20 protein-coding genes are annotated in these 19,124 nt (G+C 70.3%); 12 read left to right on the top strand and 8 right to left on the bottom strand.

Annotation, left to right across the window (positions count from 1 at the left end):
* Nucleotides 1-18: 18 nt before the first annotated feature.
* From VEB62_RS05625 to VEB62_RS05615, 3 genes are all read right to left on the bottom strand, one after another.
* The gene (locus VEB62_RS05625; protein WP_324796545.1) at nucleotides 19-3,081 is read right to left on the bottom strand and encodes a tetratricopeptide repeat protein; all 3,063 of its coding nucleotides are present in this window, start codon (nucleotides 3,079-3,081) and stop codon (nucleotides 19-21) included.
* A 66-nt stretch (nucleotides 3,082-3,147) separates the two neighbouring features.
* Nucleotides 3,148-5,049, bottom strand: coding sequence for an excinuclease ABC subunit UvrC (uvrC, locus tag VEB62_RS05620; protein WP_324796542.1), 1,902 nt, complete (start codon nucleotides 5,047-5,049; stop codon nucleotides 3,148-3,150).
* A 49-nt stretch (nucleotides 5,050-5,098) separates the two neighbouring features.
* On the bottom strand, nucleotides 5,099-5,545 hold the full coding sequence (locus VEB62_RS05615; protein ID WP_324796539.1) for a DMT family transporter: 447 nt from the start codon (nucleotides 5,543-5,545) through the stop codon (nucleotides 5,099-5,101).
* Nucleotides 5,546-5,706: 161 nt separating this feature from the next.
* Here VEB62_RS05615 and VEB62_RS05610 point away from each other — a divergent pair, with 161 nt between their 5' ends.
* From VEB62_RS05610 to VEB62_RS05595, 4 genes are read left to right on the top strand one after another with little or no spacing between them, the layout of a single operon-like run.
* Complete coding sequence (locus tag VEB62_RS05610) at nucleotides 5,707-6,030, top strand: ArsR/SmtB family transcription factor (protein ID WP_324796537.1); 324 nt, start codon at nucleotides 5,707-5,709, stop codon at nucleotides 6,028-6,030.
* The gene (locus tag VEB62_RS05605; RefSeq protein WP_324796535.1) at nucleotides 6,027-6,458 is read left to right on the top strand and encodes an SRPBCC family protein; all 432 of its coding nucleotides are present in this window, start codon (nucleotides 6,027-6,029) and stop codon (nucleotides 6,456-6,458) included. Before VEB62_RS05610 ends, VEB62_RS05605 begins: the two co-directional genes overlap by 4 nt.
* 12 nt (nucleotides 6,459-6,470) lie before the next feature.
* Nucleotides 6,471-6,908 (top strand): DUF1801 domain-containing protein, encoded by a 438-nt coding sequence (locus VEB62_RS05600; RefSeq protein ID WP_324796533.1) that lies wholly within the window; start codon nucleotides 6,471-6,473, stop codon nucleotides 6,906-6,908.
* Between the two features lie 14 nt (nucleotides 6,909-6,922).
* The gene (locus VEB62_RS05595; RefSeq protein ID WP_324796530.1) at nucleotides 6,923-7,351 is read left to right on the top strand and encodes a DUF1801 domain-containing protein; all 429 of its coding nucleotides are present in this window, start codon (nucleotides 6,923-6,925) and stop codon (nucleotides 7,349-7,351) included.
* Between the two features lie 15 nt (nucleotides 7,352-7,366).
* On the opposite strand, the gene VEB62_RS05590 is transcribed toward VEB62_RS05595, so the two are convergent.
* A complete protein-coding gene (locus VEB62_RS05590; RefSeq protein ID WP_324796527.1) occupies nucleotides 7,367-7,840 on the bottom strand; it encodes an NUDIX domain-containing protein in 474 nt (157 codons plus the stop codon).
* A gap of 153 nt (nucleotides 7,841-7,993) precedes the next feature.
* On the opposite strand from VEB62_RS05590, the gene VEB62_RS05585 reads away from it, so the two are divergent.
* The 5 genes from VEB62_RS05585 (at nucleotide 7,994) to VEB62_RS05565 (ending at nucleotide 10,769) form a co-directional block, all read left to right on the top strand.
* The gene (locus VEB62_RS05585) at nucleotides 7,994-8,767 is read left to right on the top strand and encodes an SDR family oxidoreductase (RefSeq protein ID WP_324796524.1); all 774 of its coding nucleotides are present in this window, start codon (nucleotides 7,994-7,996) and stop codon (nucleotides 8,765-8,767) included.
* 3 nt (nucleotides 8,768-8,770) lie between these two features.
* Nucleotides 8,771-9,175, top strand: coding sequence for a dihydroneopterin aldolase (gene folB, locus VEB62_RS05580; protein ID WP_414641984.1), 405 nt, complete (start codon nucleotides 8,771-8,773; stop codon nucleotides 9,173-9,175).
* Between the two features lie 74 nt (nucleotides 9,176-9,249).
* Nucleotides 9,250-9,942, top strand: a complete 693-nt coding sequence (locus tag VEB62_RS05575) for a hypothetical protein (protein WP_324796521.1) — start codon at nucleotides 9,250-9,252, stop codon at nucleotides 9,940-9,942.
* A gap of 13 nt (nucleotides 9,943-9,955) precedes the next feature.
* Entirely contained in the window at nucleotides 9,956-10,360 is a 405-nt protein-coding gene (locus VEB62_RS05570) for a hypothetical protein (protein ID WP_324796518.1), read from the top strand.
* 121 nt (nucleotides 10,361-10,481) lie between these two features.
* Nucleotides 10,482-10,769 carry a GNAT family N-acetyltransferase gene (locus VEB62_RS05565; protein ID WP_324796515.1) on the top strand — a complete coding sequence of 96 codons (288 nt, stop codon included), beginning with the start codon at nucleotides 10,482-10,484 and terminating at the stop codon, nucleotides 10,767-10,769.
* Nucleotides 10,770-10,823: 54 nt separating this feature from the next.
* Here VEB62_RS05565 and VEB62_RS05560 read toward each other — a convergent pair whose 3' ends face one another.
* Nucleotides 10,824-11,807: an SDR family oxidoreductase gene (locus VEB62_RS05560; RefSeq protein ID WP_324796512.1), complete on the bottom strand. Its 984-nt coding sequence runs from the start codon at nucleotides 11,805-11,807 to the stop codon at nucleotides 10,824-10,826.
* A gap of 90 nt (nucleotides 11,808-11,897) precedes the next feature.
* On the opposite strand from VEB62_RS05560, the gene VEB62_RS05555 reads away from it, so the two are divergent.
* Nucleotides 11,898-12,521 (top strand): DUF4126 domain-containing protein, encoded by a 624-nt coding sequence (locus tag VEB62_RS05555; protein WP_324796509.1) that lies wholly within the window; start codon nucleotides 11,898-11,900, stop codon nucleotides 12,519-12,521.
* 310 nt (nucleotides 12,522-12,831) lie between these two features.
* On the opposite strand, the gene VEB62_RS05550 is transcribed toward VEB62_RS05555, so the two are convergent.
* Both VEB62_RS05550 and dusA read right to left on the bottom strand, forming a co-directional pair.
* A complete protein-coding gene (locus VEB62_RS05550) occupies nucleotides 12,832-13,143 on the bottom strand; it encodes a hypothetical protein (protein WP_324796507.1) in 312 nt (103 codons plus the stop codon).
* Nucleotides 13,144-13,274: 131 nt separating this feature from the next.
* Nucleotides 13,275-14,291 (bottom strand): tRNA dihydrouridine(20/20a) synthase DusA, encoded by a 1,017-nt coding sequence (dusA, locus tag VEB62_RS05545; RefSeq protein ID WP_324796505.1) that lies wholly within the window; start codon nucleotides 14,289-14,291, stop codon nucleotides 13,275-13,277.
* Between the two features lie 94 nt (nucleotides 14,292-14,385).
* Between dusA and VEB62_RS05540 the strand changes: the two genes are divergently transcribed.
* The gene (locus VEB62_RS05540) at nucleotides 14,386-14,955 is read left to right on the top strand and encodes a DUF4142 domain-containing protein (protein ID WP_324796503.1); all 570 of its coding nucleotides are present in this window, start codon (nucleotides 14,386-14,388) and stop codon (nucleotides 14,953-14,955) included.
* Nucleotides 14,956-14,994: 39 nt separating this feature from the next.
* On the opposite strand, the gene VEB62_RS05535 is transcribed toward VEB62_RS05540, so the two are convergent.
* Nucleotides 14,995-16,851: a monovalent cation:proton antiporter-2 (CPA2) family protein gene (locus VEB62_RS05535; protein WP_324796500.1), complete on the bottom strand. Its 1,857-nt coding sequence runs from the start codon at nucleotides 16,849-16,851 to the stop codon at nucleotides 14,995-14,997.
* A gap of 143 nt (nucleotides 16,852-16,994) precedes the next feature.
* On the opposite strand from VEB62_RS05535, the gene VEB62_RS05530 reads away from it, so the two are divergent.
* Nucleotides 16,995-18,875, top strand: coding sequence for a vWA domain-containing protein (locus tag VEB62_RS05530; protein ID WP_324796499.1), 1,881 nt, complete (start codon nucleotides 16,995-16,997; stop codon nucleotides 18,873-18,875).
* Nucleotides 18,876-19,124: the final 249 nt, after the last annotated feature.

Here is a 19,124-nt window from a genome sequence, read left to right as displayed (position 1 = left end):
GACCGCGCCAGCCCCCGATCATTTCACCAGGTCAGGATGCCGCGCCTCGAACACGGTGAAATCCTCCGCGACATCAATGTTCCGGGCGCGCGCCCTTGCGAGATCCTCGCTGCCCCCGGCGTCCCCGAGCGCGAGGCGGGCCAGGCCCAGGCCGTAGATCGACGGCGTCTGGTCGGGGGCGGCGGCCAGGGCGCGTTCGTAGTCGATTCTGGCCTCGTCGTAGCGGCCCATCTGAAGCAGGACCATGGCCCGGCTGTCGATGAAGGCGGCTTCACCCGCCGACAGGGCCCCGTCGCAGTCGGCCAGCGCCTGGTCCAGATCGAAGGCCTCAAGCGCCTGGGCCCAGCACACATTGTTGAGCATCACCGGATCGCCGGGATCCATGTCGCGCATGGCGGCGAAGTCGCTTCGCGCGCCGGCCATGTCATCCACAGAGGCCCGGATCTGGCCACGAAGGCTGAGGAGGTTGGCGGCGCCGGGGGCCGCCTCGAGGGCGCGGTCCAGGGCGGGCAGCGCGTCAGCCGGCCTGCCGGCCCTTTTTTCCAGGCGAACCAGGGCGTCCAGGGCGATGCCATCGGTCGGGTCGTCGGCCAGCCTGGAGGCGATCAGGGTGCGGGCCTCGTCGCCGCGGTCGAGGCGGATCAGGGCCCGCAGCTCGCCGAACGCACCGGTGGGGTTGTCGGGCAGGGTGGTCTTGAGCGCGCGATAGTCGGCCAGCGAACGATCCGACCGACCGAGCTGGTAGTAGGCCGCGCCGCGGGCCGACAGGGCCCTCACATCGGCGGGGTCGAGCCGCAGGGCCACCGAAAGGGCGACGACGGCTTCGTCGTACCTGCCCTGGCCGAGGGCCGCGACGCCCTGCCCCGCCGCCGCGGCGTGATCGGCCGGGTCCAGATCGACGGCGCGATCGTAGTCGGCGCGCGCGCCGTCGTAGTCGCGAGCCGCGAGCCGGGCCTGGCCCCGCGCCCGCAGGGCTTCGGCGTTCCCGGGTTCGCGTTCGATCGCCGCGCCGAGCAGGGCGAGGGCGCCGTCGTGGTCGCCGGCCTCGCTCAGACGGCCGGCGCGCGCGATCAGATCGGCGGTGTCGCTTGAACCCGGCTGCCGGCGGGCGGCGTCGCCGCTGGTCGGCGCATAGTCGGCCGGAGCCCGCAGGCGCAACGGCAGGGCCGAGGCGTTTTCGGCGCGGGTGCGGGTCGAGGCCATCTCCTCGGCGGTGACCTCGGAAGTCAGGCTGGTCGTGGACACGGCGAGCTCGGCGACGCCGTTGGCCAGCGTTCCGCGCCGCTCGATCCGGTAGCCGCCGCCTTCCAGCGTCTGGTCGCCGCCCTCGAGCTGGAAGCCACGGCCCCCGTGGGGAAGGATCACGCGGTAGACCGCGCGGCTCATCGCCGGGTGGTCGATGGCGTAGGGATGGTCCTTGAACTGCGCCAGAACACCCTTTCGCTCCTCCCGGCTCGGCAGGACGATGGCGGAATCCGGGAAGGCCATGACGCGCCCGCCGGATCCGTCGACCCAGCTCATCCGGGTCGTGCCGCGCATGATGAGATGAAGCTCGTTGGCGGGCTCGTCGTAGCGGGTTTCCACCGCGTCGATCGTCATCCCGGCCTCGTCGCTGTCCCACTGGGACTTGAACATGGTCTCCAGCTGATCCGGGGGGATGCTGCCGAGCTGGCGGCGAACCGCCGTGGCGTGGTCGCCGCGATAGATGATGTCGATCGACATGCCGGCGTCCGCGTCGAGGCCGGCGCGGGCGTCCAGTTCCGCCACGACCTCCATGGACGGAACGGTCAGCGGCGGCTGTTCGACCGCTTCCAGAACCGCCCCGGCGGCCCGCACGGGCAAACCCCAGCGATAGGCCTCGGGAACCAGCCCATCGAGGGTGCGGTCCCCGATCCGGGTGCCGTCCATCCAGTAGGCCTTGCCGTCGACGGTGGCGCGAACGATGACGTGGTCGAACCACGCCAGCAGCGGCAGCTGGACGTCCAGCCCATCCCCCCAGCCGGTGCTCACCAGCACCGCCTCGGCCTCGATGCCGAGCCCCTTGAGCAGGGCCAGCAGCAGCACGGTCTTGCCCTTGCAGTCCCCGTAGCGACTGCGCCAGACCTCGTCGGCGGACGCCGGGACGTAGTTGCCCTCGCCCATCGACAGGGCGAGATAGCGGACCTGGTCCTCGACCAGCCGCAGGGCGGCCGCGGCGCGGGCCGCGTCGGTGTCGTGCCCGGCGCGAATACGTTCGATCTCGGCCAGCAGCGGCGAGTCGGGCTCGAGCGTCGCGCCCTGTTCATAGAGCGGCGCCATCACTCGGGAGGCGTCGGCCCAGGACCCGAAGTCGGTGAACTGGACCGAGCGGGACAGGGTGAAGCGGACCGGGAGGTCGTCGGGCATCCGCTCGGGCGCGAGAGTCCGGGCGTCGATCTCATAGACCCAGTCCCGGCCGACCCGGCGCGGACGAACGTCGGCCCACGGCGCCGAGGCCATTACCCGCATCGGGTGGTCTTCCGACCAGCTGGCCCGCAGGCGGTAGCGATCGATGGCTTCGCCCCCGCCCGCGCCGTCGAAGGATTCGAGATGGGGCGCGAGCACGCCGTGGGTGTCGTGGGAGGTGAAGGCCAGCTCCAGGATGTCCCCGACCCGGATGTCACGCGGCTGAAGGGTGGCGGTCAGGCTTCCGTCCAGCATCGCGGACTCGAGATTGCTCTCGCGGCGGAGCGTCTCGAATTGCTGGCTGGCGAGAACGTCGATCGTCTGGCCGTCACGGATGAGACGCAGGGCGTGGACCTGGATGGTCTCGCGCGGGGGGCTCCACACCAGGCTCACGGTGCCGACGCTGCTGAGCCCCTGCCGGGTGAGAACCTGGAAGCGCTGGAAGACGTAGGTGTGCGTTCCTTCGGCGTCGAAGCGGATCTGGTGGTCGATGGCCAGGGTGCGCAGGGCCGCATCGCCGGCTGCGGGCGTCGGCGGATCGGCGGGAGGCGCCATCACCCAGGCCGGCGCGGGCGCGAGTTCGACCTCCTGCGCCGACGCCGTGCTCGCGAGCATCGCCAGCAACGCGGCGAGCGCCACGAACAACCGTCCAACCATCGCACGCCCCCTTACTCCCGCGCAGGTTTAGCACGGCTCACGCGAACCACCAGAGGCGACGGGGCCTCACCCCTTGTGGAAGAAGGCGTGGATGCGCTCGGCGAGCGGCTGGCTCACGCCCTCCACCTTGACGAGGTCGGCGACGGTCGCGCGGGAGACGCCCTTGGCCGAGCCGAAGGCGTGCAGAAGCGCCTTCTTGCGGCCCGGGCCGACGCCCTCGATCTCGTCGAGCGGATTGCGCCGGATGTCCATCGAACGGCGTGTGGCGTGGGCGCCGTTGGCGAAGCGGTGCGCCTCGTCGCGCAGACGCTGGATATAGTAGAGGGCCGGCGACTTGAGGGGCATCATGAAGGGCGGCTTGCCCGGCATGAAGAAATGCTCCTTGCCCGCGTCACGGTCCGGCCCCTTGGCCACGCCGACGGCGACGATGTCGTCGAGGCCGAGATCGGCCAGCACCGCCTGGACCTCGGCCAGCTGCCCGGCGCCGCCGTCGATAAGCAGCAGATCGGGGCGTTCGACCTCCTCGCCCTCGTCCTCGTCCTTGACCAGACGGCTGAAGCGGCGGCGCATGACCTCGCGCATCATGCCGTAGTCGTCGCCGGGGGTGAGGTCTTCGCCGCGGATGTTGAACTTGCGGTACTGGTTCTTCCGGAACCCCTCGGGCCCGGCCACGACCATGCCGCCGACGGCGTTCGTGCCGGAAATGTGGGCGTTGTCGTAGATCTCGATCCGCTCGGGGCGGGCCTCCAGTCCGAACGCCTCGCACACCTCGTCGAGGATTTTGCCCTGGGCGGAGCCCTCGGCCATCTTGCGGCCCAGCGCCTCGCGGGCGTTGGTCAGGGCGTGGTCGACGAGGGCCTTCCTGGCGCCGCGGGCCGGCCGTTCGATACTGACCACCCGGCGTCCGTCGACGGTCCTGGCCTTCATCGAGAAGGCCTCCTCGAGAAGCTCCTTCTCGTGCGGAACGATATTGGACAGGATCTGCCGGGGCACCGGCCTGTCCTCGTAGAACTGGCCGAGGAAGGCGGCGAGGATCTCGGGGTCGGTGTCCGCCCGGTCGACACGCGGGAAGTAGGCGCGGCCGCCCCAGTTCTGGCCGGCGCGGTAGAAGAACACCTGAACGCAGGCCTGGCCGCCATCGGAATGCAGGGCGAAGACGTCGGCTTCTGCGACGCCGTCGGCGCTGACGGAGTTCTCCATCGAGATGGCCGAGAGGGCGCGGATGCGGTCGCGGACGCGGGCGGCCTGTTCGTAGTCCATGGCCTCGGCGGCGGCGCTCATCTCCTTGGACAGACGGCCGATGACGGCGCGGGACTTGCCGCGCAGGAAGGCCTCGGCCTCGTCGACCAGCCGGCCGTAGTCCTCGAGCGGGATCAGGCCGGTGCAGGGCGCCGAACAGCGCTTGATCTGGTGCAGCATGCAGGGCCGGGTGCGGGTCTCGTAGACGCTGTCCGAGCACGACCGCAGCAGAAACGCCTTCTGCAGGGTGGTCAGGGTGCGGTTGACCGCCCAGGTCGAGGCGAACGGGCCGAAATAGTCGCCCTTCACCGTATGGGCTCCGCGGTGCTTGCGGACCTGCGGCGCGCGGTGGTCGCGGCGGATCATCAGCTCGGCGAACGACTTGTCGTCGCGCAGCACCACGTTGAAGCGCGGCTTGAGCTTCTTGATGAAACTCGATTCCAGCAGGAGGGCCTCGGTCTCGGAGGCCGTGATCACCAGCTCCATGGACCGGGTCAGGGAGACCATCAGGCTGATGCGCTGGGTGTGGAACCGCCCCTGCGCATACTGGAGGATGCGCTTCTTCAGCGAGCGGGCCTTGCCGACGTAGAGGCAGGACCCGTCCTCGCCGTACATGCGGTAGACGCCCGGCTTGTCAGGCGCGCGCCGGGCCTCGTCGCGGATCAGGTCGGCGGCGACCAGCGGAGCGGGCGGCGTCTCGGCGTCGGCGGGAATCGTCTCCTCGGTCATCGGAGCCAATATAGACGTCCCCGCGCCGCCGCGAAGCGTCAGCAGCCGATCAGAATTTCCGGACCATGACGACGCCGGCGATCACAAGCGCGACGCCGGCGGCGCGGCCCCAGCTGATCGGTTGCGCCGGCATGCCGAAGGCGCCGAAATGGTCGAGGATCATGCCGATCAGGAGCTGGCCGGCGACCATCAGGGTGATGGTCAGGGCGACCCCGAGGCGCGGCACGCCCCAGGCGGCGGCCACCACGAAGACCGCGCCGTAAAGACCGCCAACCCAGGCGTACCAGGGCAATGCACGGGTCGCAGCGATGTCCGGCCTGGCCTGGAGGATGAGCGCCGCAAGGCCCAGCGCCGCCGTGCCGACGGCGAAGGAGACGAGGGCGGCGTTCACCGGCGAGCCGACGGCTCCCATCAGTTTGGCGTTGGTCGGCGCTTGCAGCGCGGTGGCCCCGCCCGCGAGGACGACGGCGACCATGGAAAACAGGGCGGGGTTCATATGGCCTGAGTAGCCGGGCGGCTCCCGATTGGCGAGAGGCGCCGCCGATGGTCCGGAGATCCGGCAGGCGGATCGGCACGGTCTTCTCCAGGCGCCGGCTTGACGAACATATATCCCGACGGTTATGGATCGATCTATAGCCATTCGGTTATGGATTTCAGATGCTGAACGCCCAGGATGTCCTGTTCAAGACGCTCGCCGATCCGACCCGGCGGGCGATCTTCGAACGGCTGTGCCGCGAGGGAGAGCAGACGGTCGGGGCCCTGACGACCGGCGCCGGGGTCTCGCAGCCCGCCGTCTCGAAACATCTCGGGGTCCTGAAACAGGCCGGACTGGTGCGCGACCGGCCCCACGGCCGGCAGACGCACTACAGCGCGCAACTGGAGGCTCTCGCCCCGCTGACCGACTGGACGGGCCGGATGACCGGATTCTGGGAAACCCGGATCGACCACCTGGAAGACCTGCTCAAAAGGATGGACCAATGACCGATGCCGCGACCGGAACCCGCTCCGTCGTCGTTGAACGGGAGATCCCGTTTCCGCCGGAGAAGCTCTGGCGCGCCCTGACCCAGCCTCACCTGATGGAGGAGTGGCTGATGAAGAACGACTTCAAGCCGGTCGTGGGCCACAGTTTCAGGCTCAGCGGCGAGTGGGGCGGGGTGCTGGACTGCGAGGTCCTGGCCATCGAACCGGAAAGGACCCTGTCCTACACTTGGGATTTCGCCCACGACGATCTGGCCTACGCCATGAAGAGCGTGGTGACCTTCACCCTGACCCCGACAGACGCGGGAACGCATCTGCGGGTCGAGCAGGCGGGCTTCCGCCCCGACCAGAAACAGGCCTTCGGCGGCGCCCATGCCGGCTGGCGGCAGTTCCTCGCCAACCTGGAACAGGTTCTGGCGCGGGCGGATTGAGAAGCGAACACCATGACCGGCAAGACCCCCGCATCGCGTTCCGCCGCCCGGCCGGCCCTCCTGTCCGGCGGCAACCCCCAGATTCCCAAGGGCTACGGCGACGCGCCGGTCCAGGCCTGGATCAAGGCCGCGCCCGGCTGGAAGGGCGACCTGGGGCGCCGCCTCGACGCCCTGATCGAGCGCACCGTCCCCGGCGTGAAGAAGGCGGTCAAATGGAACACGCCGATGTACGGCGTCGAGGAGGGGGCCTGGTTCGCCAGCTTCCACGCCTTCGACCGCTATCTGAAGGTGGCCTTCTTCCGCGGCGCGGCGCTGGACCCCACGCCGCCCGTCGCGTCGAAGCACAAGGACGTGCGCTATTTCCACATCCACGAGGACGACCCGTTCGACGAGGCCCGACTTGCGGACTGGATCAAACAGGCCAGCCGGCTGCCCGGCGAACGCATGTGACTGGAGGGACGACCATGGGAAAGACAGACATCGACGCGGCCGGGGACGGCGCCTCCGCCTCGCAACGGATCGACGCGAAGATCGCGGCGCTCGCCGACTGGCGGGGCGAGACCCTCGCCCGGATTCGCGCCCTCATCCATCAGGTCGATCCCGAGGTGGTCGAAACCGTGAAATGGGGCCGCGTCCCGGTGTGGGAGCACGCCGGCATCATCACCACCGGCGAGACGTACAAGACCGCCGTCAAGATGACCTTCGCCAGGGGCGCCTCGCTGGAAGACCCTTCGGGCCTGTTCAACTCCAGCCTCGAGGGCAACACCCGTCGCGCCATCGATTTCCATCAGGGCGGCGAGATCGACGAGGAGGCGTTGAAGGCGCTCATCCGCGCCGCCGTCGCCCTGAACCTGTCGACGGCCCGCAAACCCAGGAGCGCGCCGGCCGCCTGAAGGCCGGGACGCGCCTCACCACGCCGGATCGCATTCGGCCCCGCCGAAAACCTCGGACAGGCGGGCGCGGGTGGCGCGGTGGACGTCGTCCGGAAGCGCGCAGGGGTCGAACCAGCCGACGTCGGCGATCTCGCCGTGGGCCGTGCGATCGGTGAGGGTGAAGCGCTCGACGCGGTAGACCAGCACATGGTCGCCGCGGAAGTGGCGGTCGTTGGAGTGGACGCTGAGCAGGATCGGGCGGCCATCGACGATGACGCCGGCCTCCTCGCGCATCTCGCGGATGAGGGCCGCCTCGGCGGTCTGGCCGCGCTCCACCCCGCCGCCGGGCAGCCACCAGCCGTTCAGATAGGTGTGCCTGACCAGCAGCACGCGGCCGTCGCCGTCCACCGCCACGCCTCGCACGCCCAGGGTCATGCCGCGGGACGCCCGGGCGTGGGCGAAGAACAGCGGCCGGGTCCAGGGCTCGATGCGGGTGCGCCACGTCGTCATGGGCGGAACGATAGGGCCTGACGCCTTCTTGAACAGCGGGGCCGCGCGCTTTATTGGCGGGGCCGACACAGGAGCATCGCATGCTGGCCCTCTTCATCATCCTCGGCTTCGTGGCCCTTCTCGCCGCGATCAACTTCATCGAGTTCGGCCGGGTTGACTGAGCCGTCGGCGGGTCGCGGCCAGGCACGGGCCGGCGCCGCCCTCGTCACCGGCGGGGGTCGGCGCATCGGCCGGGCCATCTGTCTGGAGCTGGCCCGCGCCGGCTTCGACGTCGCGATCCACTATCGCAACTCCGGCGAGGAGGCTGAGTCCGTCGCCGGCGAGGTGCGGGCGCTGGGCCGCCGCGCCGCGACCGTCGCCGCCGACCTCGCGGTCGAGGCGGGAACGAGGCGACTGATTCCCGACGCCGTGGCGGCGATCGGGCCGCTGGCGGTTCTGGTCAACAACGCCTCGGTGTTCGAGGACGACCGGGTCGGGGCGCTGTCGCGCGCGACCTGGGACGCGCACATGGAGACCAATCTGCGCGCGCCGATCGTGCTGGCCGAGGCGTTCGCGGCCCAGGCGCCGGACGGGTCGGCCATTGTCAACCTGCTGGACCAGCGGGTGCTGAAGCCAGATCCGCGCTTCATCTCCTACGCCCTGTCGCGCAACGGCCTGTGGTGGGCGACGCGGACGCTGGCCCAGGCGCTGGCCCCGCGCATCCGGGTCAACGGCGTCGGGCCAGGTCCGACCCTGCCCTCGACGCACCAGAGCGAGGTCGAGTTCGAGGCCGAGGCCCGGGCCATCCCGCTGGCGCGCGCCGGCAGTCCCGAGGCCGTCGCCTCGGCGGTGCGATGGCTGGTGGACGCGGAGCTGGTGACGGGCCAGATGATCGCCGTCGACGGGGGCCAGCACCTGGCCTGGAAAACCCCGGACATCGTGGAGTAGCCCGTGGCCGCCTCATCCCCCCTGCCCTTCCCGGGCGCCGACGCCGCCCCGGGCATCCGCCGCGAGGGCCTGAGCGTGTTCGTGCGCGGCCTGGAGGTCGCGGCCGGCATCGGCGTGCACGACCACGAGCTGGGGCGGCTGCAGCGGCTGGTCATCGACGTGACTCTCGACCTGGTTCCGGCGGCGGTCGAGCGACTGGCCGACACCATCAACTACGAGACCGTGGCCGAGGCGGCCCGGACCATTGTGGCCGAGGGCCATGTCGGCCTGGTGGAAACCTTCGCCGAACGGCTGGCGCTGGCCTGCCTGAAGGACCCCCGGGTGCGGCGCTGCACGGTGCGGATCGAAAAGCCCGGCGCGCTGGACGGCGTCATCGCCCCCGGCTGCGAGGTCACGCTGGCGCGCTGACGCTCCGCGCGTTCGGCGGTTGCGCCCGCCGCGGCGGACCGTCATTCTGGTTTCAAGGACTCGAAGGACCCCTGATGGCCGAACCCGGCGATCCCCACGCTCCGGACGACGATCATGACGACCTGATCGGCTTCGCCTCGCCCGCGTCGTTGCAGGGCCGCGTCCGCACGCCGGCCGAGCCGGCGCCTGCGCCAGAGGCTGAGTCAGAGGCCGTGTCGGCGCCGGAAACGGCGAACCGGCCGGATCCGGACCTGTTCACCGCGTCCGCCGCCGCCTCGATCCCGATCGAGCCGGCGCCTGGACCCGCCGAAGCGCCGCCTGCAACGCAAGCGACGCCGCCTCCGCCCGAACCGCCGGTCGCGGCCGCCCCTTTCTTTGAACCGTCGCCCGAACCCTCGGCCCGCCCCCGGCGGCGCGAGCCGACGGCCATTCCAGGAGGCGGCATGGGCCTGTACGCTGTCTATGCGCTGATCCTTTTCGCCATCCCCACCTTGGGAGCCTCGGCGATCATCGGCTTGTTCGCCGTCACCGGTCGGTCCGGCCCCGACGACCCCGTCTCCCTGTCGCATTTCGTCTATCAGCAGCGCACCCTGTGGACCGCCGCGGTATCGGTCGCGGTGGGCCTGATCTTCTTCCTCGTGCCCTTCGGCCTGGGGCCGGCCATCATGTTCTTCGCCGCCCTGTGGCTGGTCGCGCGGGGCGCGGCGGGGGTCTGGGCGCTGAAGGCCGGCCGGCCGATCGCAGACCCCCAGGGCTGGTGGATCTGAAGGAGCGAACACCATGACCGCCACCCCGCCCGAAGATCGGCGCGAACCCCGGTTCCAGCCGGGACACGAAGCCGAGGGCAAGGTTCCGGCGCTGATCGCCTGGGCGCTGTTCATCCTGTCGATCCCCAGCGCCAACGTGCTGGTGCTGGTCGGGCTGGTGGTCGCCTACGCAGCCCGGAGCTCAGCCTCGGGCCTGGCCCTGGAACACCTGAACGCCCAGATCCGGCTGTTCTGGTCGGTATTCTGGTGGACGATCGCCTGCTGGATCGCCATCGTGATTACAGGCCTTTTGTCGATCATCATCATCGGGATTCCGTTCTTCATCCTGTCGTGGATTTTGTGGCTGCTGATCAGCATCTGGTTCACGGTGAAGAGCGTCCTCGGGCTCATCAACCTGCTGGGCGACCGGGCGCCCTGAGGCGCCGGAGCGACAGCCGTCCATGAAATGTGGATGATCGACGGTCGGCAAGGAACGCCTCGCGGGGATCGGGGATTGGCCCTGTGTCGGTTTGCCGACACAACGTGAGGAGCGCCCGCAGATGACTGATCTCCGCGACGTCGTGGCCCGCCAGCGGTTCGAGCAGGGTTTCACCGACTCCGACGGACAGACCCGCACCGTGTACGCGGACTACGCGATTCACGGAAACACGCGCGTCATTCAGTACGTCGAGGCAGACCCGGCCCTGCGGGGCACCGGCGCGGCGGGAACCTTCATGCAGGCGCTGGCGGAGCATGCCCGGGCGGAGGGACTGAAACTGGCGCCCCGGTGCAGCTACGCCGTGGTCTGGCTGAAGCGGCACAGCCAGTACAGCGACGTCGTCGCCTGACACTGGCGGCGAACGGGACGCCGGGCGCGACCAGCCCCCGGCGGGGTCCGTCCGCTAGCCGCCGTAGCCGCCGATGATCGGCAGAATTTCGCCGGTGATGTAGCTGGAGCACTGCGGCGAGGCGAGGAAGACGAAGGCGGGGGCGATCTCTTCCGGCTGGGCGGGGCGCTTCATCACCGTCTTCGAGCCGAACCGGGCGACCTTCTCCGCCTTCTGGTCGGCGGGGTTGAGCGGCGTCCAGACCGGCCCCGGCGCCACCACGTTGACGCGGATTCCCTTCGGCGCGAGGTGCGTGCCCAGCGAACGCCCGAAGGCGTGGATGCCGCCCTTGGTCATTGAGTAGTCGAGCAGATTCTCGCTGCCCCTGATGCCGGTCACCGAGCCGGTCATGACGATCGAACCCCCGGGTTTCAGATGCGGGACCGCCGCCTTCACCAGGTTGAAGTAGCCGTAGAGGTTGGTCTTCAGGGTCCGGTCGAAATGCTCGAGGGTCAGGTCCTCCAGCGCCTCGACATGCTCCTGGAACGCGGCGTTGGGAACGACGACATCCAGCCGGCCGAACGCCTCGAGCGTCGCCTTCACGGACGCCTCGCAGAAGGCCGGGTCGGCGGCGTCGCCTTTCAGCACGATGGCGCGGCGGCCCTCGGCCTCGACGGCCTTGCGGGTGTCGTCGGCGTCTTTTTCCTCGTCCAGGTGACAGATGGCGATGTCGCAGCCCTCGCGGGCGAACAGCACGGCCACGGCCCGGCCGATGCCGGAGTCCCCGCCGGTGATGATGGCGGCCATGCCGTCGAGCTTGCCCGAGCCCTTCCAGAAGGGGGCGTCGTACATCGGGGCGGGGTCGAGGGCGGCCTCCTCGCCCGGCTTGCGCTGATGCTGCTCCGGGAAGGGCGGCTCGGGGTACCGGCGCGCGCCGGCCTGGACCGCGCCCTCGCCTTCCGGGCCGCCACCCCCTGAGGCCTTCGCGTCGATCCCGGCCTGGATCTTCCGCTCCTGATCGGCGATCCGGTCGGCGCGGTGTTCGAAGCGGTCGTCCATGATCGGCTCCTGTTTCGGGAATGACCGGAAAGTCGATGGAGCGCCGGGGTGTTCCCGCGCATTGTAGCGGGGCGGTTGGAGGAGACGGCGATGCCCGAGGTCGATCTGGAGACGCTGGGGGCGGCGGCGGGGCCGATGCAGGTGTGGGTCCTGCCCGCCCTGCTGGGGTTGGGGCTTGCCTCGGCGACGGGACTGCGCACCTTCCTGCCCCTGCTGATGCTGGCGCTGGCGGCGCGGTTCGAGATGTTCGGCGTCCGGCTGATCGACCAGATGGACTGGCTGGTTTCATGGCCCGCCATAGCCGCGCTGGGCGTGGCCACGACAGCGGAGTTCCTCGGCGACAAGGTCCCGGCCATCGATCACGGGCTGAACGCGGTCGGCTATATCACCCGGCCGGTGGCCGGCGCCGTCGCGGCGGGCAGCGTGTTCTGGGCCGTCGATCCGGCCATGGCGGCGGTGGCCGGGCTGATCGTCGGCGCGCCGGCGGCCCTCGCCTTCAACGCCGCCCAGACGGGGGTGCGGGTGGGATCCACCGCGACGACGGGCGGCCTGGGCAATCCGGTGGTGTCGCTGGTCGAGGATGTGCTGGCCTTCCTCACCGTGATCGTCGCCTTCCTGGCGCCGATCGTCATCCCGCTGGTGCTGCTGGTGCTGGCGGTGATCGTCTTCCGCCTGGCGCGCCGCATCCGCGAAGGCCGGGCGGCGCGCGCCTGATTCGGCTCCCGCAGGCGAAGAGGGCGCCGTGACGCTGTGTCGACAATTCGCGAATCTATAGTCGGGTTCAGTGGAAAAATTCCGGCCCGATCAACGCCTTCATAGATTCTCGATGCGATGTGTCCGCCTGAGAAGCCGGCGGGCGCATGATGCCCTCCGGTCTTTGACAATCGAACCGCCGACGCGCCGTTGAGGTCCGTCTCCACACTCGATCCGGACCCGCGGACTCCGCGGACTCCGTCTTTCGTCCGGGGCGGCCCGCCAGAATCAGACCCTTCAGACTGTTCAGACCCTTTTTTGAGTCTGAACCCTAGAGGATGCGGCTGACGATGGCCTTCAGGGTCTCGGCCTTGGCCGGCAGGTCGGCCGACAGGCGGCCGGCCAGCTCGCGGGCCCCGACCGGATAGGCGTCGCCGCCGTCGGCGATCTCCTTCGCCATGCGGGAGGCGTCCAGCAGCACCCGCTCCAGCGCCTCGACCTGTTCGACGGCGAGGGCGCGGGCCTCGAGCTGAAGGCGTTTGACGCGCTCCGTGGTGGTTTCGGGCGTGCGCATCAGGTCGTAGATCTCGGCGTCGCCGGGAACGAGACGCAACTCGGGCCTGGTGGGCGGGGTCTTGGGCATGGCGTACTCCTGCCAGGCCGAATGCGAGCCGGCGACGCTCTGTTCCCGCTGCACAGGGTAAACGCGCGACAACCGTCGCCGGTGTGGTTCCGTTGCATCACGAAGACGGCGCCAGGCCCGGAGAGCCGCCGTCAGGCCGCCTCGGTGCGCGGTTCGGTCCGGGCGGCCTCGGCCTCGCGCACGGCGTCGACGGCGCGGTCGACCACCTCGAGGCCCGCGCCCGGCTTCACGGCCTCGACCGTCAGGATGCGGCGATAGGCGCGCGCGCCGGGGCGGCCGTGCATCAGCCCCAGCATGTGCCGGGTCATGGCCGCCAGGTGCGTCCCTTCGGCCAGGCGCGCCGCCATATAGGGGCGGTAGCGCCCGATGGCCTCGAAGGCCCCGACGTCGGGCGTCGCCGCGCCGAACAACCGTCGGTCCGCCTCGCCGAGAATGGCCGGCTCGTGATAGGCGGCCCGGCCCAGCATGACGCCGTCCAGCTTCACCCCGTCCGCGTCGTCGAGATGGGCCTCGGCCTCGTCCAGCGAGGCGACGCCGCCGTTGATCGTCACCGACAGGCGCGGCCGCTCGCGCTTCAACCGGCGCACGAGGGCGTAGTCCAGCGGCGGCACGTCGCGGTTCTCCTTCGGCGACAGGCCCTGCAGCCACGCCATGCGGGCATGGATGATGAACACCTCGACCCCGACGGCGGCGCAGGCGTCGACGGTTTCGAACAGCGACACCGCCGGATCCTGGTCATCGACCCCGATGCGGCATTTGACCGTGGCGGGGACGGCGACCGCCGACCTGATCGCCGCCATGCACTCGGCCACCAGCGCCGGCTCGCGCATCAGACAGGCGCCGAAGCGGCCGGACTGCACGCGGTCCGAGGGGCAACCGACGTTGAGATTGATCTCGTCATAGCCGAAGGCCGCGCCGATCCGCGCCGCCTCGGCCAGTTGCTCCGGGTCCGAGCCGCCGAGCTGCAGCGCCACCGGATGCTCGACCGGATCGAAGCCGAGCAGGCGCTCGCGATCGCCGTGGATCACGGCCGGGGCGGTGACCATCTCGGTATAGAGCAGGGCGCGGGACGTGAGGGCGCGATGGAACGCCCGGCAGTGCCGGTCGGTCCAGTCCATCATCGGGGCGATCGAGAGGCGGCGGTCCATCGGGCGGCGCTTCTACACCGAAGTCGGCCGGGTGGCGACCATGGGAACCTTTGGCATTGGCCCCGGTTCATCGGGCCTCAACGGAGGAATAGCCATGATCAGACCCCTTCTCGCCGGTGTCGCCTGCGTCGCCCTGCTTGCCGGCTGCAACCGCGAACAGAGCCCGGAGGCCGTCGACAAGGTTCAGGACGCGGCGTCCGGCCCGGTCGGCCAGACCTCGGCGGCGACCGTGGGCTCCAACCTGCAGGCGGCCTACATTCCCAGCGCCGCCATCGGGGACATGTACGAGATCCAGGCCGCCGACATCGCCCTGGAGCGGTCCAGCAACGCCGCGGTCAAGGAACTGGCGAACATGATCAGGACGGATCACACCGCCGCGTCGAACGCCCTGAAGGCCATGCTGCCGCAGGCCGCGCCGGGCACGACGGCGCCGACGGCCCTGGACGAGCGTCGGCAGGGGCTGATCGACAACCTGCGCTCGGCGTCGGCCGAGAACTTCGACCGCGTCTGGGTCGACCAGCAGATCGCGGCGCACAACGAGGCGCTGACCCTGCACCGCGGCTTCTCGAACGCCGACTCGGCGCTGGCGGCCCATGCCCGCTCGGTGATCGCGAAGATCGAGGCTCACCTGCGCCAGGCGGAGCAGATCAAGGCGGCGATGTAGTCATCGCCCCCGGGTGACGAACCGGAGGCCGGCGCCCGATCAGGCGCCGGCCTTTTCGCGCTCCTCGTCCTCTTCCAGCGCCTCGGCGGCTTCCTCGTTGAGCGCCCGGCCTTCGCGGCGCGGCTTGACGTAGGGTTCCGGCCGGGTGGTGGCGATATTGCCGCGCATCAGCGACCGGCCGGCCTGGATGCCCTCGACCAGCTGGAGCGACAGACGCTCCTCGTCGCGACGGCGGACATCCGCGATGGTTTCCCTGGCCTGCTCCCCGGTGAAGCCCAGGTCGATCAGCACCTGCTCGCCGAACACCAGGGCGCTCTCGAAGGTCTCGCGCAGCTGGTACTCGACCCCGGCCTGGACCAGGCGGATGGCGTGGCCGCGGTCGTAGGCGCGGACAAACAGCTTGGTCAGCGGGAACTCGGCCTTGACCAGCTCGACGATGCGGTCGGCGGTTTCGGACTTGTCGACGCAGACGAGGATAGTCTCGGCGGTCTCGGCCCCCGAGGCCCGCAGCACGTCGAGGCGGGAGCCGTCGCCGTAGAAGACCTTGAAGCCGAAATTGCCGGCCGCCTGGATCATCTCGACGTCGGTGTCGATGATCGAGACGTCGACGTCGCGGGCCAGCAGCGGCTGCGACACCACCTGGGCGAAGCGGCCGAAGCCGATGATCAGCACCCGCTCGCGCAGGTTCTTCGCCCGGTCCACGCCGTCGGCGTCGTCGGGGGACAGGTCCTCGTTCGGGCGCAGCCGGTCGGCCAGCATGACCCTGAGCGGGGTCAGGGCCATCGACAGGATGACCACGGCCGAGAGAATGGCGGCGGTGCGGGCGTCGAAGAGGCCGGCGGCGAAGGCGGTCGAATAGAGAACGAAGGCGAACTCGCCGCCCTCGCCCATCATGGCGGCCCGCAGCAGGCCCTCGCCGTGCTTCTGCTTCAGCCGGGCCACGGCGTAGACCGCGATCATCTTGGCCGACATGAAGGCGGCCAGGCCGCCCAGCACCCAGGCCCAGTCGGCGATCACCACCCGCACGTCCAGCGACATGCCGACGCTGAGGAAGAACAGGCCCAGCAGCAGACCGCGGAACGGCTCGACGTCGGCCTCGAGCTGGTGGCGGAAGGTCGATTCCGACAGCAGCACCCCGGCCAGGAAGGCGCCCATGGCCATCGACAGGCCGCCGAGGTTCATGGCGTAGGCTGCGCCCAGCACCACGAACAGCGCCCCCATGGTCATGATCTCGCGGCCGCCGTAGCGGGCCAGCAGGCGGAAGAAGGGGTTCACCACCCAGCGCCCGGCGACATAGACCAGCGCCACCGCGCCGGCCGCCAGGGCGACCGTCATCCAGATCGGATTTCCGGTCTCGACGGCCGAGCCGTAGGTTCCCGCCAGGACCGCCACCAGCGCCAGCAGCGGCACGATGGCGATATCCTCGAACAGCAGGATGGAAATGACTCGCTGGCCGGGCGGGTCGGCGTTCTCGTTGCGCTCCTGCAGCAGCTGCATGACGATGGCGGTTGACGACAGGGCGAAGCCGAAGCCGGCGATCACCGCCGCGTGCCAGGCCAGGCCGGCGGCGAGGGCGAGGCCGGTCAGCAGCAGGGCGCAGACCAGAACCTGCACGGCGCCCAGGCCGAAGATCTCGCGCCTCAGGCTCCACAGCCGCGCCGGCCGCATCTCCAGCCCGATAATGAACAGGAACATGACGACGCCGAACTCGGCGACGTGCAGAACCGACTCCGGGTCACGCACCACGCCCAGGGCCGAAGGGCCGATCAGCAGGCCGGCCGCCAGGTAGCCGAGCACCGAGCCGAGGCCGAAGCGACGGAACAGGGTGGCGGCCACCACCATGGCGGCCAGCAGGGCGACCGCGTGTCCCAGACCCATGCTGGTCGTCTCGTGCATTCCGGTCCCCTGTGTGCGCCAGCCGTCATATTGGGGGCGCGCGCGGCCGGACGCCAGCCCGGCGCGTCAGGCTTCGTCAGGCGACCGGCGCGCGGGCGCGGCGCAGGATGAGATGTGCCGTGCACCGACCGGGAGAGACGCCGATGACGACCTATCCTCTGAGACGCAGCCTGGCCGCCGTGCTGGCGGTCTCCCTCGCCGCCCCGCTGGCGCCCGCTCCGGCGGCGGCCGGCGGCGGCGGCCCGGACCGGGTGGTCGACGGCGTCGTATCTCCCGAGAACTGCCGTGCGGTCGGGATCGATCTGGCGCCGGCGCGGCCCGCGTATCCGGTCGCCCGGGCGACGGCCGGAAGCCTGGGCTACGCCTATGCGCCGCCCGCGCCGATGCCGCCCCCGCCCCCGCCCCCGCCCCCGCCCCCGCCGCCTCCTCCTCCTCCTGCGCCCCTTGCCGTCCCCTCCGCCGATGCGACGACGATCGACGAAGTCGCCGTCACCGCGTCGAGAATCCGGCGCCCGGAAGCGTCCGGCGCGGTGGTGGGCGGCAGCGCGAACCTGATGGCGCCCGCGTATGTGACGCCGGACACCGAACGCTATCCCGACGCGACGCCGAACCCGGTGCGCCGCGTCGCCGATGAGCCGGTGTCGACCTTCTCGATCGATGTCGATACGGCCAGCTATTCGAACGTCCGCCGCTTCCTCGAGGAAGGCCGTCTGCCGCCCGCGGACGCGGTGCGGGTCGAGGAGATGATCAATTATTTCGACTACGGCTACGAGCGGCCGCGCTCGGCGTCGGAGCCGTTCGCCATCACCACGGTGGTGGCGGCGTCGCCGTGGTCGCCGGGCCGGCAGATCGTCCATGTCGGGCTGCAGGGTTATGAGCTGCCGGCGAACGAGCGGCGGCCGCTGAACCTGACCTTCATGGTCGACGTGTCCGGTTCGATGCAGTCGCCCGACAAGCTGGCGCTGGCGCAGAAATCGATGAACCTGATCATCGACCGGCTGCGGCCCGAGGACAGCGTCGCGGTGACCTTCTACGCCTCGGACGTCGGCACCGCCGTGGGGCCGACGCCGGGGACGCAGAAGCTGAAACTGCGCTGCGCCGTGGCGGCCCTGAACGCGGGCGGATCGACTGCCGGGGCGCAGGGGATGGTCAATGCCTACGCCCAGGCCGAGGCGGCCTTCGGACGCAACAAGGTCAACCGCATCCTGATGTTCACCGACGGCGACTTCAACGTCGGCGTCACCGACGACCAGCGGCTGGAGGACTACGTCGCCGCCAAGCGCGGGACGGGCATCTATCTGTCGGTCTACGGCTATGGGCGGGGCAACTATCAGGACGCCCGGATGCAGGCGATCACCCAGGCCGGCAACGGAACCGCGGCCTATGTCGATGACCTGAACGAGGCGCGGCGTCTGTTCGGCCCGGCCTTTGAGCGGGGCGCCTTCCCCATCGCCGACGACGTCAAGATCCAGGTCGAGTTCAATCCGGCCCGCGTCTCGGAATACCGGCTGATCGGCTACGAGACCCGGATGCTGAACGAGGAGGACTTCAACAACGACCGCGTCGACGCGGGCGAGGTGGGGTCCGGCGCCTCGGTGACGGCGCTGTACGAGATCACGCCGGTGGGCGGGCCGAGCCAGATTCCCGACCGCCGCTACGAGCCGAACCGTCCCGACAGTTCGATCGGCGTCGGCGGCGGCGACCCGACCGGCGAGGTCGGTTTCGTCCAGGTCCGCTACAAGCTGCCGGGTGAACGGGACTCGCGGCTGGTGCAGCGGGTGGTGTCGAACAGCAGCGCCGGGCGGGTCTCGGCCCAGCCGCCGGAAAGCACCCGCTGGGCGCTGGCCGTCGCCGCCTTCGGCCAGACGCTGCGCAACGATCCGTGGATGGACGACGGCTACGGCTGGGACGACATCCTGGAACAGGCCCAGGGCGCGCGGGGCGAGGACCCCTACGGGGAGCGGGCGGACTTCGTGCAGCTGATCCGGGCGGCGCAGGGGATGCCGGTGCAGACGAGGCCCTAGCGGAGGGTCCTTGTCATCCCGGACGCCGCGAAGGCGGCGATCCGGGACGGCAGGAAGCCATTGTGAGGCCTCCCGGAAATCGCAACGCGATTGTCCGGGACCAGGGTGACCGCCACGCTGTGTCCTCGCCCGTCTCCCGGATAGCTGCGGACGCAGCTTCCGGGAGATTGTCGTTTTGCCGTCGGGCGTCCCGGCTCTCCGCCTTCGCTTCGGCCGGGTTGACAAGGCGCCGGACCGTTGACGAGCGGA

Origin of the sequence: Brevundimonas sp., from assembly GCF_035626975.1 — a bacterium.
Lineage (GTDB): Bacteria > Pseudomonadota > Alphaproteobacteria > Caulobacterales > Caulobacteraceae > Brevundimonas.
Note: the sequence above shows the minus strand (reverse complement) of the source record. Positions and strands in the feature narration are given on the sequence as shown.

Excerpts from the sequence above, each read along its gene's own strand:
- VEB62_RS05570 (WP_324796518.1), top strand. The coding sequence starts at position 9,956 with ATGACCGCCACCCCGCCCGAAGATCGGCGCGAACCCCGGTTCCAGCCG.
- VEB62_RS05575 (WP_324796521.1), top strand. The coding sequence starts at position 9,250 with ATGGCCGAACCCGGCGATCCCCACGCTCCGGACGACGATCATGACGAC.
- VEB62_RS05555 (WP_324796509.1), top strand. The coding sequence starts at position 11,898 with ATGCCCGAGGTCGATCTGGAGACGCTGGGGGCGGCGGCGGGGCCGATG.
- uvrC (WP_324796542.1), bottom strand. The coding sequence starts at position 5,049 with ATGACCGAGGAGACGATTCCCGCCGACGCCGAGACGCCGCCCGCTCCG.
- VEB62_RS05595 (WP_324796530.1), top strand. The coding sequence starts at position 6,923 with ATGGGAAAGACAGACATCGACGCGGCCGGGGACGGCGCCTCCGCCTCG.
- VEB62_RS05535 (WP_324796500.1), bottom strand. The coding sequence starts at position 16,851 with ATGCACGAGACGACCAGCATGGGTCTGGGACACGCGGTCGCCCTGCTG.
- VEB62_RS05560 (WP_324796512.1), bottom strand. The coding sequence starts at position 11,807 with ATGGACGACCGCTTCGAACACCGCGCCGACCGGATCGCCGATCAGGAG.
- VEB62_RS05530 (WP_324796499.1), top strand. The coding sequence starts at position 16,995 with ATGACGACCTATCCTCTGAGACGCAGCCTGGCCGCCGTGCTGGCGGTC.
- VEB62_RS05615 (WP_324796539.1), bottom strand. The coding sequence starts at position 5,545 with ATGAACCCCGCCCTGTTTTCCATGGTCGCCGTCGTCCTCGCGGGCGGG.
- VEB62_RS05540 (WP_324796503.1), top strand. The coding sequence starts at position 14,386 with ATGATCAGACCCCTTCTCGCCGGTGTCGCCTGCGTCGCCCTGCTTGCC.
- VEB62_RS05610 (WP_324796537.1), top strand. The coding sequence starts at position 5,707 with ATGCTGAACGCCCAGGATGTCCTGTTCAAGACGCTCGCCGATCCGACC.
- VEB62_RS05590 (WP_324796527.1), bottom strand. The coding sequence starts at position 7,840 with ATGACGACGTGGCGCACCCGCATCGAGCCCTGGACCCGGCCGCTGTTC.
- VEB62_RS05625 (WP_324796545.1), bottom strand. The coding sequence starts at position 3,081 with ATGGTTGGACGGTTGTTCGTGGCGCTCGCCGCGTTGCTGGCGATGCTC.
- VEB62_RS05605 (WP_324796535.1), top strand. The coding sequence starts at position 6,027 with ATGACCGATGCCGCGACCGGAACCCGCTCCGTCGTCGTTGAACGGGAG.
- VEB62_RS05550 (WP_324796507.1), bottom strand. The coding sequence starts at position 13,143 with ATGCCCAAGACCCCGCCCACCAGGCCCGAGTTGCGTCTCGTTCCCGGC.
- VEB62_RS05600 (WP_324796533.1), top strand. The coding sequence starts at position 6,471 with ATGACCGGCAAGACCCCCGCATCGCGTTCCGCCGCCCGGCCGGCCCTC.
- VEB62_RS05565 (WP_324796515.1), top strand. The coding sequence starts at position 10,482 with ATGACTGATCTCCGCGACGTCGTGGCCCGCCAGCGGTTCGAGCAGGGT.
- dusA (WP_324796505.1), bottom strand. The coding sequence starts at position 14,291 with ATGGACCGCCGCCTCTCGATCGCCCCGATGATGGACTGGACCGACCGG.